12 protein-coding genes and 1 pseudogene are annotated in these 13,789 nt (G+C 65.2%); 7 read left to right on the top strand and 6 right to left on the bottom strand.

What is annotated here, in order from left to right; genetic code table 11:
• Positions 1–80 precede the first annotated feature (80 nt).
• From LTH93_RS09475 to LTH93_RS09450, 6 genes and pseudogenes are all read right to left on the bottom strand, one after another.
• Positions 81–644, bottom strand: a complete 564-nt coding sequence (locus tag LTH93_RS09475; RefSeq protein ID WP_241465674.1) for a DUF721 domain-containing protein — start codon at positions 642–644, stop codon at positions 81–83.
• Positions 631–1,902: a DNA replication/repair protein RecF gene (gene recF / locus LTH93_RS09470; protein WP_241470802.1), complete on the bottom strand. Its 1,272-nt coding sequence runs from the start codon at positions 1,900–1,902 to the stop codon at positions 631–633. The genes LTH93_RS09475 and recF overlap by 14 nt, the downstream gene beginning before the upstream one ends.
• A gap of 20 nt (positions 1,903–1,922) precedes the next feature.
• Positions 1,923–3,050, bottom strand: a complete 1,128-nt coding sequence (gene dnaN / locus LTH93_RS09465) for a DNA polymerase III subunit beta (protein ID WP_241465676.1) — start codon at positions 3,048–3,050, stop codon at positions 1,923–1,925.
• A gap of 706 nt (positions 3,051–3,756) precedes the next feature.
• A complete protein-coding gene (gene dnaA, locus LTH93_RS09460) occupies positions 3,757–5,430 on the bottom strand; it encodes a chromosomal replication initiator protein DnaA (protein ID WP_370642743.1) in 1,674 nt (557 codons plus the stop codon).
• 101 nt (positions 5,431–5,531) lie between these two features.
• Positions 5,532–7,205 (bottom strand): ABC transporter permease, encoded by a 1,674-nt coding sequence (locus LTH93_RS09455; protein ID WP_241470801.1) that lies wholly within the window; start codon positions 7,203–7,205, stop codon positions 5,532–5,534.
• Positions 7,202–8,098, bottom strand: a pseudogene (locus tag LTH93_RS09450) (ABC transporter ATP-binding protein); the annotation flags it as partial. The gene LTH93_RS09455 and the pseudogene LTH93_RS09450, both read right to left, overlap by 4 nt.
• Before the next feature lie 330 nt (positions 8,099–8,428).
• On the opposite strand from LTH93_RS09450, the gene rpmH reads away from it, so the two are divergent.
• From rpmH to LTH93_RS09415, 7 genes are all read left to right on the top strand, one after another.
• Entirely contained in the window at positions 8,429–8,566 is a 138-nt protein-coding gene (rpmH, locus tag LTH93_RS09445) for a 50S ribosomal protein L34 (protein WP_083504652.1), read from the top strand.
• A gap of 176 nt (positions 8,567–8,742) precedes the next feature.
• Positions 8,743–9,138, top strand: coding sequence for a ribonuclease P protein component (rnpA, locus tag LTH93_RS09440; RefSeq protein ID WP_241465679.1), 396 nt, complete (start codon positions 8,743–8,745; stop codon positions 9,136–9,138).
• Positions 9,139–9,152: 14 nt separating this feature from the next.
• Positions 9,153–9,653: a membrane protein insertion efficiency factor YidD gene (yidD, locus tag LTH93_RS09435; protein ID WP_370642741.1), complete on the top strand. Its 501-nt coding sequence runs from the start codon at positions 9,153–9,155 to the stop codon at positions 9,651–9,653.
• Positions 9,654–9,721: 68 nt separating this feature from the next.
• Positions 9,722–10,684 (top strand): membrane protein insertase YidC, encoded by a 963-nt coding sequence (yidC, locus tag LTH93_RS09430; protein WP_241465680.1) that lies wholly within the window; start codon positions 9,722–9,724, stop codon positions 10,682–10,684.
• A gap of 5 nt (positions 10,685–10,689) precedes the next feature.
• Positions 10,690–11,355 carry a Jag family protein gene (locus LTH93_RS09425; protein ID WP_241470798.1) on the top strand — a complete coding sequence of 222 codons (666 nt, stop codon included), beginning with the start codon at positions 10,690–10,692 and terminating at the stop codon, positions 11,353–11,355.
• Positions 11,356–11,436: 81 nt separating this feature from the next.
• Positions 11,437–12,186: a 16S rRNA (guanine(527)-N(7))-methyltransferase RsmG gene (gene rsmG, locus LTH93_RS09420; RefSeq protein WP_241470797.1), complete on the top strand. Its 750-nt coding sequence runs from the start codon at positions 11,437–11,439 to the stop codon at positions 12,184–12,186.
• Between the two features lie 250 nt (positions 12,187–12,436).
• The gene (locus tag LTH93_RS09415) at positions 12,437–13,324 is read left to right on the top strand and encodes a ParA family protein (RefSeq protein ID WP_274616131.1); all 888 of its coding nucleotides are present in this window, start codon (positions 12,437–12,439) and stop codon (positions 13,322–13,324) included.
• Positions 13,325–13,789 lie beyond the last annotated feature (465 nt).

The following is a 13,789-nucleotide window of genomic DNA, read 5'->3' as shown; positions in this document are numbered from 1 at the left end:
CTGGGACCATCTCGGGGATGCCCGGATGAGGTTGGGTTCCACTGGGTGGGCCCGAGCGCGGCATATCGCAGCCTGGCGTTTCAGCCGTAGGTGTCTCGTGGGCCCCGACCGCGCACCGAATAGCGCCCCTTCTTCCAACTCGGCGCCGCGGGACCGCGGATCGAGAGACCGGTGACGATCCCCGGGCCGAGCTGAGTGTTGAACACGTCCATCAGCTGCGGCTGCATGAGCTTCAGGTTCGTGGCCCAGGCGGTGGAGTCGCAGAGGACCTCCACCACCCCGTTCTCGAACTTCTCCGGCTTGCAGTGCTGCGCGATGGCAGAGCCGACCAGCTGCTCCCAGCGTGCGATGACCGAGCCCACCGCGACAGGAGAGCTCCAGCCGCGGGTCTTGATGAGCCCCCCGACGACTCCGCCGAGCAGGTTCGGATCACGCCGGTCCGCCCCGGACTGCGATCCCCCGGTGCTCTTCCCCCGTGCCTGGGCCTCTTTGGCGCCGCTGCGCGGGTCCCCGGCGAGCGAGGAGCCGCGCGGGATTCCGCGCATCCGATGCTCTCCGCGCCCGCGGGCAGCCGCGCGCATCCGGGCCAGCAGGATCTTGGCGGCGTCCTCATGATCGTGGAGCGGGTCCTCAATCTCGTTCATGGACGGTCACCTGGCTGATCTGATCCACCGATTCCACCCGCAGCGCGTTGCGCATGAGGCTGGCCGGTACGTCGTCGTCCACTGCCGCAGTCACGATGAGCTGCTCCGCCTCGGCGGCGAGTTCGGCGAGGCGCCGTCGACGCCGGGAATCGAGCTCGGCGAACACGTCGTCGAGGATCAGCACCGGCTGGGCGCCTTCACCGGGATCGTCGTCGACCATCACGCGGTACGCGGCCAGCCGCAGCGCCAGCGCGAAGGACCAGGTCTCTCCATGCGAGGCGAAGCCCTTGACCGGCACCTCGTCCAGGGTGAAGGCGATGTCGTCGCGGTGCGGACCCACCAGGGTGATGGCGCGATGCCGTTCTTCCCGCCGGGCTGCGCCGAGACGCTGAACCATCAGCGCCGCCAGCTCCTCGCGGGAGGCCGATTCCAGGGCCGAGACGTCGGCCGTCCCAGGCACGGTCGGGCTCCCGGCACCCGCATCGGCGGCCGGTGCCCCCTCCGTGTCCGGGGCAGCGGCCATCTCGCCGTCTGGATCCTCGTCGTTCGTGCCCGCGGCATCAAGGGAGCTGAGGTACTTCAGCCGCGCCGTGCGGACGCTGCCGGAGAGCTGCCCGTAGGCGGTCGCCGTGTGGGGACGAAGCGCCGTGAGCATCTCCAAACGGGCTTTGAGCAGGTGAGATCCAGCTTCGGAGAGCTGGTGGTCCCATACCGCGAGCGTGGACTCATGAGTGGCCGTGAACCCCTCATGGCGCAGCGACTTGAGCAGGGCGTTGCGCTGTTTGAGCACCTTCTCGTAGTCCAGGCGCACCCTGCCGAGCGCCGGACGCAGCTGCACCGCGAGATCATCCAGAAGCCGACGCCGAACAGCGGGGGACCCCTTGATCAGTTCCAGATCCTCCGGAGCGAAGAGCACGGTGCGCAGGATCCCCAGCACATCGGTGGCCCGCACCGGGTTTCCGCGATTGATCCGCGCTCGGTTGCTGCGCCCCGGGTTGATCTCGACCTCGAGTCGCGCCTGCCGAGATCCACGATGCGCATCGGCCCGGATGAAGGCCTGCTTCTCTCCATGTCGGACCAGGGGCCCGTCCTGGCTCACCCGGTGCGAGCTCAGCGTGGAGAGGTAGCCGATGGCTTCGGCGATGTTGGTCTTGCCCACCCCGTTGTATCCCAGCAGCACGTTGGGGCCAGGCTCCAATGTCAGCTGCGCGTGGGCGTAGCTGCGAAAGTCTGTGAGTGTGAGCTGTGAGATCCGCATGGTCTCCTGGGCTGCCAGGGCTACGGGTTGATCAGCCGCACCGGCATCAGCAGATACCGGAAGTCGATGGCCTTCTCGCCGTCGGCTTCGGCCTGACCGGTGATCATCGCCGGCTTGGGCGCCGAGACGAAGGAGAAGCGCAGGAACTCGGTGTCGATGACGCTGAGCCCTTCGTTGAGGTATGCCGGGTTGAATCCGACGGTGATCGCCTCACCGGTGAGTGTGGCGGGGATGACCTCGGAGGCGGAGGCCGCGTCGTCGACTCCTGCGTCGAGGATGACCTCGTTGTCCTGGGTGAACTGCAGCCGCACGTGGCCATTGCGTTCGGAGACCAGGGAGACGCGGCGGGCCGCCTCGATGAACTCTGCGGTGTTGACCACGGCGTGGATCGGGGTCTCTTCCGGGAACAGCTGCCGGATCTTCGGATAGTCCCCGTCGACCAGCACAGAGGTGGTCCGCCGCCCGCCGGAGGAGAAGCCGACCAGCTCGGCGGTCTCGGAGAGCGCGATCTGCAGGGATCCGGCCCCGGCGAGGGACTTCGCCACGTCGTTCAGCGTCTTGGCCTTGATCAGCACCGAGGTCGAGATCTCGGGGTCCGCCGGGGACCAGTTGATCTCTCGCATGGCAAGCCGGTAGCGGTCAGTCGCCAGGAAGGTGATGGTGTCACCCTCGATCTCGACCTTCACGCCGGTGAGGATCGGCAGCGTGTCGTCCTTCGACGCCGCGGTGATCACCTGGGAGACCGCGCGGGCGAATGCCGCACCGTCCACGGTGCCGGCGAGCTCCGGCATGCCAGGGAGCTCAGGATACTCGTCCACCGGCATGGTGGAGAGGGTGAACTTCGAGGATCGGCAGGTCAGCTGGACGCGTGCGTCCTGCAGATGCACGGTGACCGGGGCGTTCGGCAGGGATTTCACGATGTCATTGAGGAGCCGCCCTGAGACGAGGATCGTCCCGGACTGCTGCACGTCCGCCTCGATGTGCAGCTGGGCGGAGATCTCATGGTCGAAGCTGGAGATGGTGACGGTCTGATCAGCCGCGGTGATGTGCAGCCCTGCCAGGACCGGCGCCGGGGGCCGGGGAGACAGCGAACGGGCAGCCCAGGAGACTGCTTCGGAAAGAACGTCCCGCTCAACAGTGAACTCCACTGATCCCTGCCCTTCTTGTGGCTCATCGACAGCCCAGTGCGCAATGTCAAGCATCTGGTGGCTGTGTCGAGTGTCGAGCTTACCTGCAAGAGCGCGGCAGAAGCCAGCAAAGATCTCAGCGACCACCATATGAGCCCCATGGCGGGTCATCAACCACAAGATCTGGGATCCGAGGATCAGACCGAGACATCGTCGGGGCCGAGGATCTCAAAGATCGTGGCGGTGGGTGTTCTCCGGCTGGATCCTCGTTTCAGCGAGCCAGGTGATTGTTCTCTGTCATTTAAAGGGTTAAGGGTCAGAAGTGTTAACAGGTGCTGTGGAATCTGTGGATAACCGCCTCCTTCGCCTGCCCTGTCCGAGATCCTCTGTGCACCCAGCGGTGGACCGCCGTCGCTTCAGCTGTGCACCGGCAGTGGAGATTCGAAGAGGGCCCAAGAGGCCGTTCCCCAGGCATAGCGCGGTTATCCACAGAAAAAGCGGCTTCTGCACCGCTTCGTGCACTGTTTTATCCACAGCTGTTAACAAGAATCGGGAAAACTCCACCGGTGCCTGTGGATATGTGGGAAAACCTGTGGAGATCGACGCTGTCAACTTCCCTGAATCCCAACCAGCACAACAAATGACAACGGTGTGAGTTGTGGAGCAGGAGCTTCTCCACAGGTGTCAGGGACGAGCTTGACTTAACTCAGGTCATTCTGCGGGTGGATCAGCGCTGTTGTTTGATCTTGTTGGTCAGTTCCGTGACCTGGTTGAAGACGGCCCGACGTTCGGCCATGAGCTCACGGATCTTTCGTTCGGCATACATCACGGTGGTGTGGTCGCGGCCGCCGAGTGCCTGACCGATCTTGGGCAGCGACATCTCGGTGAGCTCGCGCAGCAGGTACATGGCGATCTGACGCGCCGTCACCAGGGTCCGATTGCGTGACTTCGAGGTCAGCTCCTCGACCGTGAAGTTGTAGTAGTCCGCGGTGGCATTGATGATCTGCTCGGAGGTGATCTCCTGGGCGTGGTCATCGGAGATCAGATCCCGCATGACCTGCTCTGCAAGCGACAGATCCACCGCCTGCTTGTTCAGCGCGGCGTACGCGGTGACTCGGATCAGCGCACCCTCGAGCTCACGGATGTTGGTGGAGATCTTGGAACCGATGTATTCGAGCACATCGTCGGGACAGGAGAAGTTCTCCGCCGTGGCCTTCTTGCGCAGAATCGCGATGCGCGTCTCGAGCTCAGGCGGCTGGATATCGGTGATCAGGCCCCACTCGAACCGTGACCGGAGCCGCTCCTCGAAGCCGGAGAGCTGCTTGGGCGGCAGGTCCGAGGTGATGACGACCTGCTTGTTGTTGTTGTAGAGGGTGTTGAAGGTGTGGAAGAACTCCTCCACCGTGCGTTCCTTGTCGGCGAGGAACTGGATGTCGTCGAGGAGCAGGATGTCCACATTGCGATAGAGGTGCTTGAAGCTGGCGCCCTCGTCATCGCGGATGGAGTTGATGAAGTCGTTGGTGAACTCCTCCGAGTTCACGTAGCGCACCCGGATGCCGGAATACAGCCGTTGGGCGTAGTGCCCTATGGCGTGGAGCAGGTGGGTCTTGCCCAGCCCGGAGTCGCCGTAGATGAACAGCGGGTTGTAGGCCTTCGCGGGAGCTTCTGCCACGGCGTTCGCGGCCGCATGGGCGAACCTGTTCGAAGAGCCGATGACGAAGGTGTCGAAGGTGTAGCGCGGGTTCAGTCGGGAGGTCTCGTAGGACTCACCGCCGCCGCTGGCGGTGAAGGATTCTGCCGGGGCCGGACGGCTCGGACGGCGCTCGACGAGGCGCTGCTCGCGCTGCGTCGGCTCGGGGCGTTCATACTGCGAATAATCCGTGGGCGGGAAGCTCGGCTGACCGAACTCGTCACGTTCGCGGCCCGAACCGATGCCTCGGCGCTCCGGTGCACGCTCGGCGCGGTCGTAGGGCGCCGCGTCTGCGGCGAGTCCCCGCCGCGGCTGTTCGACGACCGTCTCACTGGGGTAGAGATCATCCACGGCGGTGGAGGAGGCAGAAGCGGCCGAGGGCGCCGAGGGAGCGGCGCTGTCGATGGTGTGTTCGCGCTGACGCTGAGACATCTCAGGATCGATCACGTAGGCGCAGAGGACCTCCCTGCCGAACACGGTGCGCAGCGCATCGCTGAGCTGAACAGTCAGAGTCGCCTGCATCAGTTCGCGAACCCGCTCGTGGGGGACTGCCACCGTCAGCAGCAGCGTCTCGCCGAGGAGCTGTTCCCCCTGCGGGACTGCTCGTCCCACATCAGTGAGGTTCAGGGCCCCGATGCCATGGTTCTCACGGAGCTCTGCGAGCACCTGCTGCCACTGGCGCGGCACATCGATCTCTGACTCAGCAGGCACGCTGCTCCCCTCATATACATCGGTGAAATTCTGCCCATAGTATTCCACAGCTTCTGTGGAGAGGCCTGTGGAACAACTCTCTGCTTCCGCGTCATTGCAGGTCAGCCGCTGGGGATCTCTCGGCGGTGCCAGCCTGTGAATCCCAGGAGGATCCCGCCCACTCCGATGGCGCTGAGCCAGATCACCGGACCCCATTCGAAAGCCTCCACCGGGTACTGCGCGAGGTGTCCGAACACGTTGAGCTCGAAGAAGATCTCCGGCAGATCCAGGAGCGGACCGAAGTTCGTGATCACGGCCGCGTAGCCGAGAACGGTCCAGCCCAGCACCCCGGCGAACCGAGGCGCCCAGCCGTATGCGGCGAACGTCAGTCCCAGCACAGCCAGGACGGCGGGCCCCTGATGCAGACTGGCCAGCAGAATGTCGGTGAAGTGATCACCGGGCTCATCCGCGAGCACGGCCACGGCCGCTGCACCTATGGCCAGGCCGGTGAGCACCAGCATGATGCTGAGTCCGCCGAGGATCACGGCGAGGTGCGCACCGAGCCAGCGAGTCCGGCTCAGCGGAGCGCTGAGAATCCACTCTGCTCGCCCGTGCTTCTCCTCACCACGCAGCTGTTGGACCCCGCCGACTCCCGCGGCGGCGACGAAGAGTGCCAGAAACATCGCCATATAGGCCAGATATCCCAGCAGCACAGTCTCTCCGCTGAAGAAGCTGCGGAACTCTTCGGGCAGGTCCGCGGCGGTGTCGACCATGGATTGGGCGTAGCTGCCGAAGAGCGCTCCACAGAGGACGACTGCAATCCCCCAGCCGCGCAGACCGCCGCGAAGGGTGTGCGTCGCCACACCTAGGGGTGTCGCCAGCCGGGGCCGAGCCCTGGACCTGCCGATCCGGGAGGGCAGCAGCCCGGCCCCGAGATCGCGCCGGGTGCTCAGCTCGTACGCGCCGAGGACTGCTGCGGCGGCCAGCGCCAGACAGGGCAGCAGCGGCCACCAGCGATCTTCGACGTAGGGCGCGGTCTGCTGGGACCAGCCGAGGGGGGAGAACCAGGACAGCGTGGTTCCCTCGACGGCCGCCATGTCACCGAGCATCCGGATCAGATACGCCAGCCCCAGCAGGGCACCGGTGAGTGCGGAGGCCGAACGGGAGGTCTCGGTCAGCTGGGCGGCGAGAGCCGCCGCGGCGGCGAAGAAGAGTCCGACGGATGCCCCGGAACCGGCCACCAGCAGCGACCCTGTCAGCGCGAACCCACCGGAGAGCGCACCGAGGAGCACCAGCGCCGCCGCCGCTGCATTGGCCAGCAGCACCAGAATCAGCGCCGCGGTGAGCGTGGCGTGCCGACCCAGCACATCGGCACGCAGAAGCTCCGCCCTGCCGGAGGCCTCTTCGGCGCGCGTGTGCCGAACCACGGTGAACATGCTCATCAGAGCGGTGAGGATGTAGATGAACAGCACATAGCCGGCCGCATAGAAGCGCTCGAAGGTGGGTGACTCCATGCCGTAGGCCGGACCAGTCATCAGCCGTCCGACCGGCTCCGCGAACAGCCCTGCCATCTGGGCCAGCTCCGCCTCGTCGGTCACCAGTGCTTGCACAGCGTTGGCCACGTAGAAGCTCATCAGCCCGATGCCCACCACCCAGAGGCTCAGCCGAACCCGGTCCTGACGCAGCAGAAACCGCAGCAGGACGCCGGTGCCGACCAGGCTCGCCTGGGTTTGACCGCTGGTGCTGCCGGACCTGTTGCCGGACCTGCTGGAGGACCGGGCCTGCGCCGTCGTCATGGTGCTGAAGTCTTGGAGGCGGAGTTGCTGGAGGCGGAACGATGGGACTCCGGGATCACTCCGTAGTGCCGAATCAGGAGCTGTTCGAGCGTCGGAGGATGGGCGACGAGAGACTGCACGCCCAGGGATGCCAGGTGCGCGGTGATCTGCGCCAGGTGGTCGCTGTCGACCTCCAGGACAGTGCGGCTGGCACCGGCGGTGGTCTTCATGCGCAGATCATGAACCCCTTCGAGCTGCTGGAGGCCGGCGGTGGAGCCCTGGGTCTCGACCTCGATCGTGGTGCGGGTCATGTGGCGCATCTGCGAGAGACTGCCAGATTCAACGGTGCGGCCCTGACGAATGATGGAGATCCGGTCCGCGAGGGCCTCGACCTGCGCCAGGATATGGCTCGAGAGCAGCACCGACCGGCCCTCCCGCCGGGTCTCGGCGATGATCTGTTGAAAGACCACCTCCATCAGCGGATCCAGTCCTGAGGTGGGCTCGTCGAGGAGCAGGAGGTCGACGTCGGCCGCCAGGGCCGCGATGAGCGCCACCTTCTGCCGGTTGCCCTTGGAGTAGGTGCGGGTCTTCTTGCGAGGGTTCAGACCAAAGCGCTCGATCAGCTCGTCGCGGCGCCGGGTCACATGCCTGGATCCTGCGTCGCGACTGCGCAGCCGCAGGAACACGTCGATCACCTCGCCGCCGGAGAGGTTGGGCCAGAGCTGCACCTCCCCGGGGACGTAGGCCAGGCGGCGATGCAGGGACACCGCGTCCCGCCACGGGTCTCCGCCGAAGACCCTGACCGTTCCGGAGTCTGGACGAAGCAGGCCCAGCAGCACACGCAGCGTCGTAGATTTTCCGGACCCGTTGGGCCCCAGGAAGCCGTGGACCTCGGCCGGGTTGATCTGCAGCGACAGCTTGTCCAGGGCGAGGACATCGCCGAATGACTTTGTGAGGTCCTCCACCTGGATCACGGGATCATGACCAGTCATGCCCAATCCTTTCGGCACCCCGACCGGCGCCGGGAGGTCCACCATAGGTCAGCCCGAACCCCTGGCCAATGGGTCACAACCCGGTTTATGCACAGTGTTCTGCACAGCTGTTGATGGCCGAATCGGGGCCGACTTGACGGCGGATGGAAAAAACCCCTAGTGTTGGCAGGTCGCCCCAGGGTATTGCCGTGCCTGCACGCAGATACTTTCCGGGGCCCCAATGACTTCAAACCATCCAAGTGGGAGTACACAGTGAGCAAGCGGACTTTCCAGCCGAGCAACCGCCGTCGCAGCCGCAAGCACGGCTTCCGTTCCCGTATGCGCACCCGTGCCGGCCGATCCATCATCTCGACCCGCCGCGCCAAGGGCCGCAAGGAACTCTCGGCCTGATTCAGAGCAATTCACGCTGACCAATTGGTCAGCCGGTCCGAGCGCACAGCTGCAGGACCGACACCGCGGCCCGTCCCATCAATCAGGGATCGGGCCGTTCGTGCATCCACGCACGGGTGCACGCCTGAGGACATCCAGGGCACCATATCGTCCGCACCGAAGGAAGGTCACCAGCTGTGCTTCCCAAGGAACACCGTCTGACCTCCTCCCGAGATCATCGCGCCGCGATGCGACACGGGTCGCGCGCCGGCGGCAGCGGGCTCATGGTCTCGGTACTGCCGCGCCCGGATGACGCTGCGGTGGATCACCGGTCCTGGCGCTGCGGGCTGGTCGTGTCCAAAGCCGTGGGCAATGCTGTGGTGCGACATCGCGTGCAGCGACGACTGCGACACATCGTGATGGACCTGATGCGCCAAGAGGCGCTCGAGCCTGTTTCAGGGCACTCGCTGGACATCGTGATCCGCGCCTTCCCTGAGATCACGGCCCTGGACCACCCGCAGCTGCGCGCCGAGGTGCTCGGAGCAGCCCAGCGAGCCCAGCGGAAGTCGCTGCGCAGGGCGGCCCGGACGTGAACGAGGCTCCGGACGTGAATGAGACCTCGCACCCGGACGAGGCTTCGGACCCGGATGAGGCTTCGGACCACGAGGGCCCCCAGGGTCACCGCGCAGGCAGCGCGGGCTGGGTCCGACACCGAGACTTCTACGTGGACAAGGGGGAGTCTCCCGGTCTTCCCGCATCGGCAGTCACCGAGGCCGAGCTGCGCCGCGGATGCTGGGGGTGGATCCGCGCGGCGCCCTCCATCGTGCTGGCCTGGCTGCTGCGGGGATACCGCAAAGTCATCTCTCCCCTGTACGGTCAGGTGTGCAGCTTCTATCCGAGCTGCTCCGCCTACGGGTTGGAAGCGGTGACCGCTCACGGGGTCACCCGCGGCATTCCACTGACCCTCTGGCGGATTCTGCGCTGCAATCCCTTCACCGGTGGTGGAGTCGACCCGGTTCCACCCACGGCAAGGATTTGGCCGCAGGGTGGAGTACCGACGATCATAGAGACAAACCACCCCCCTATACCCCGCGGCGACGATGACTGATGCCATCGTCGCCCTCGAGCCGGCAGGCTGCTTTCGCATGACGCCTGGCCACGACATCTGAGAGATCCATGGGCTTTTTCGACACAATCATGTGGCCCTTCACCTGGGCCGTCTCCTTCATCCTGAGCACCTTCCACGGTCTTCTGACCGCGGTGGGACTGCCGTTCGACTCAGGATGGAACTGGGTGCTGTCCATCGTCCTGCTGGTGCTCGTGATCCGCATCATCCTGATCCCGCTGTTCGTCAAGCAGATCAAGTCGCAGCGCGGCATGCAGATCATCCAGCCCGAGGTGCAGAAGCTCCAGGCCAAGTACAAGGGCAAGAAGGACCCGGTCTCGCGCCAGCAGATGGCGCAGGAGCAGCAGGCGCTGTTCAAACAGCACAACGTGAACCCGTTCATGACGTGCCTGCCGCTGCTCGCGCAGATGCCGATCTTCTTCGCGCTGTTCTGGATGCTCAACCGGATGCGAGAGGAGCAGAACCAGGCCGAGGGCTACGGCGCGCTCAGCGCGGCAGAGGTCCAGAGCTTCGACGGTTCGGAGATCTTCGGCGTCGGGATGTCGGACATCTTCCTCCCGGCCTTCAACGTGGACCCCACACGCTGGGACGTCATCGCGCTGACCTCGGTCATGATCGTGGCCATGGTCGCCACGCAGTTCTTCACGCAGAAGCAGCTGATGAGCAAGAACATGTCCGAAGCGGCCCTGACCGGACAGTTCGCACAGACCCAGAAGATGATGCTCTACGTGCTGCCCCTGGTCTTCGTGGTCGGCGGCGTGAACTTCCCCGTCGGCGTGCTCGTCTACTGGACGGCCACCAACTTCTGGACCATGGGTCAGCAGTGGTGGGTCATCCGCAACAACCCGACGCCCGGGTCGCTGGCGGAGAAGGAACTCAACCTGCGCCGCGCGGCGCGCGGACTGCCGCCCTTCAATGAGGCGCCCAAGCCCGCTGCCGAGCAGCCCAAGCCGACTGGAAAGCACCTGGGGCAGACTTCCCAGCCTGCAAAGAAGAAGAAGAGGAAGAAGTAGCAGCCATGAGCGAGAACGAGACCCAGCTGAGCGAGACGGACGCCCCCGAGCAGGACTCGACCCCCGAGCAGGATGCGCCGTCTGAACAGCAGCACAGCGCCGCCGCAGCGGGTCAAGCCGCTCCGGTGAGCGACGAGGCCGCCGAGGCCCCCAGCGACGATGCAGAGGCCCCCAGGGATGATGCTGAGGGCGACAAGCCCGCCGCTGGAGGTGCCACCGACGAGGGTGACATCGCCGCTGACTATCTCGAAGAGCTGCTGGACATCGTTGATCTGGACGGTGACATCGACATCGAGGTCCGCGGGGGACGCACGTACGTCTCCATCGTGACCGAAGACGGCGGCGAAGAGCTCGATGACCTCGTCGGACACCGCGGCGAGGTCCTCGATGCGCTGCAGGAGCTGACTCGGCTCGCCGTGCTCACCGCCACCGGCGAGCGGACTCGGCTGATCCTGGACATCGCGGGACATCGCGACCAGCGCCAGGAGGAGCTCAAGGAGCAGGCCGAGAGCGCGATCGCCAAGGTCAGGGACCGGGGCGAGGACGAGCACCTGGAACCGATGAGTGCCTATGAGCGCAAGATCGTCCATGACTTCGTCGCCGACTCTGGACTCATCAGCGAGTCCGAGGGTGAAGGCAAGCGCCGCCACGTGGTCATCTCACCGGCCTGAGCGCGTCCATCTGCCGCTGGCGTCCGATACGCCGCAGCTCAGAACAGCCGAGGATCCGGTTCTTCCCCCAAGGAGCAAGTCATGAGTGAGCCCCAGGACGACCGCGAAGCAGCCATCGCCGAGCAGATCAACGACGCCCAGCTCGGTGAGCCGGAGGTCCCCGGACAGGGACCGTCGCTCGAGGCTCCCGAGCTCACCGAGCAGGAGCAGCGCGCTGCAGAGACGCTCTTCGGTGAGCGCCTGGACCTGGCGAAGCGGTACGTGGGACACCTGTGCTCCACCGGCATCGAGCATGGCCTGCTCGGTCCGCGGGAGGTACCCATCATGTGGTCGCGGCATGTGCTCAACTGCGCTGTGCTGGGCCCTGAGCTGTCGGCAGGGACCACGGTCGCCGACGTCGGCACAGGGGCGGGCCTTCCAGGCCTCGCCCTGGCCATCGCGCGCCCCGACGTCGAGTTCATTCTGATCGAACCCATGGAACGCCGAGTCGAGTGGCTCAGCACCGTGGTCCAGGATCTCGAGCTCGACAACGTCCAGCTCATCCGGGCACGCGCTGAGGAAGTCACTGACGAGGTCATGGCCGATGTGGTCACCGCTCGCGCCGTGACAGCACTAAAAAAGCTTTTGCCCATGACGGTTCCGCTGCTCGATGACGACGGCGAGCTGATGCTCATCAAGGGACGCAGCGCCCGTGGGGAGATCGCCGCGGCCGGAAAGTCCTTCAGCAAGCACAAGCTGGCAAACCCCACCGTCGAGCTTCTCGGCGAGGGCCTCCTTGAGGAGCCCAGCACAGTGGTGCGTTGCCGCCGTCGGTCCGCCGGACCGCGCTAGCTTCGGCTCATCCAGGGTCCTGCTCGACCCCATGCCGCTCCAAAGGCGCGGGGGGTGCCAGGTGACGGCAGTGGCCTAGACTCGTATCTGTGCCCACGCCGCGGTCTCTCCGGGGTGATGGGCACCGCCAGGTGCTCCAGTCATGACAAGGAAAGGATGGCCCGTGCAGGAGAAGCGCGTTTCACGTGAAACCAGTGGTGCCGCCAAGGCCGCCGAAGCAGCCGCGAGCACTGCAGAGGGCTCTTCGATCCTGGAGTCCCTCGCCGCGTCCTCTCCCCTGGCCGCTGAACTCGCGGACGAGAATCGCCGACGCAAGAAACTCACGACCACTGAGTTGAACCGCCCCAGCCACACCCGGGCCATCACCGTCTCCAATCAGAAGGGCGGGGTCGGCAAGACCACAAGCACCGTGAACCTGTCCGCCGCACTGGCCGATCAGGGATTCAACGTGCTGGTGATCGACATCGACCCGCAGGGAAACGCCTCCACAGCCCTGGGCGTGGATCACTCGGCGGACACCGATTCCGTCTACGACGTGCTGATCGAGGATTTCGCCCTCGCCGATGTCGTCGCTGACTGCCCGGACGTGCCTCGACTCCAAGTGGTGCCGGCCACGATCCACCTCGCCGGTGCGGAGATCGAGCTGGTCTCCCTGGTTGCTCGGGAACAGCGGCTCGCCCGCGCGCTCGCCGAGTACTACCGGTATCGCGAGGAGAACGGCCTCGAGCGACTCGACTTCGTCTTCATCGACTGTCCCCCCAGCCTCGGACTGTTGACTGTGAACGCCTTCGTCGCCGCCCAGGAAGTCCTGATTCCGATCCAGTGTGAGTACTACGCGCTGGAGGGGCTGAGTCAGCTGTTGAACAACATCGGCATGATCCAGAAGCACCTGAATCCGCCTCTGAAGGTCTCCACGATTCTTCTGACGATGTATGACGGTCGCACAAACCTGGCATCCCAGGTCGCGGGAGAAGTGCGCGAGCATTTCCCCGAGTCGGTGTTGAAATCCGTCATTCCGCGCAGCGTGCGCATCTCCGAGGCTCCTTCGTACCAGCAGACGGTGATCACCTACGACCGCTCCTCCACCGGCGCCCTGGCCTACCTTGAGGCCGCTGCTGAGCTCGTGCAACGCTCCTGACCTGGAACGATTGTTGTTTCTGAGCAGTCTTTACTGTGGTGCGTGACCGAATCTCGCGCTCGTGGCGCGGCGATTCGACTACCCTGTTTCACGTGAAACGCCCTTTGACCCTCACGCGCATGCTCTAGTTCCTGCGCTGGTCACTGCGGTGCACCGTGGATCCCTGGGACCCCGACGACCGTCGGTGTGTCTCCAAGGAGTCAGCCGGGCGGTCTGGCGAATCATCAACCGACACTGATCAGCTCGCGCGTCTTGGAGGCCGAGAATCAGCGGCTCTTGTGCCCATGACGATGCGATCTGCGTTCGTTTCACGTGAAACCCATGCATGTCTGAGCCAGGCTGCCCTGCCTCAGGCAGTCGATGGGCGGTGTGGCTTCATGTGGAACACGCAGACGGTAAGTTGGACCGGCGTCACTGTTCGGGTGGGATCCTCGCTGCCGTGACCACCGGTTGGCTCGCGACCAG

It is taken from the genome of Nesterenkonia sp. DZ6 (genome assembly GCF_022565835.1).
Lineage (GTDB): Bacteria > Actinomycetota > Actinomycetes > Actinomycetales > Micrococcaceae > Nesterenkonia.
This window is presented reverse-complemented; position numbering and strand designations above follow the sequence as displayed.

Excerpts from the sequence above, each read along its gene's own strand:
- LTH93_RS09475 (WP_241465674.1), bottom strand. The coding sequence starts at position 644 with ATGAACGAGATTGAGGACCCGCTCCACGATCATGAGGACGCCGCCAAG.
- recF (WP_241470802.1), bottom strand. The coding sequence starts at position 1,902 with ATGCGGATCTCACAGCTCACACTCACAGACTTTCGCAGCTACGCCCAC.
- LTH93_RS09455 (WP_241470801.1), bottom strand. The coding sequence starts at position 7,205 with ATGACGACGGCGCAGGCCCGGTCCTCCAGCAGGTCCGGCAACAGGTCC.
- yidC (WP_241465680.1), top strand. The coding sequence starts at position 9,722 with ATGGGCTTTTTCGACACAATCATGTGGCCCTTCACCTGGGCCGTCTCC.
- LTH93_RS09425 (WP_241470798.1), top strand. The coding sequence starts at position 10,690 with ATGAGCGAGAACGAGACCCAGCTGAGCGAGACGGACGCCCCCGAGCAG.
- rsmG (WP_241470797.1), top strand. The coding sequence starts at position 11,437 with ATGAGTGAGCCCCAGGACGACCGCGAAGCAGCCATCGCCGAGCAGATC.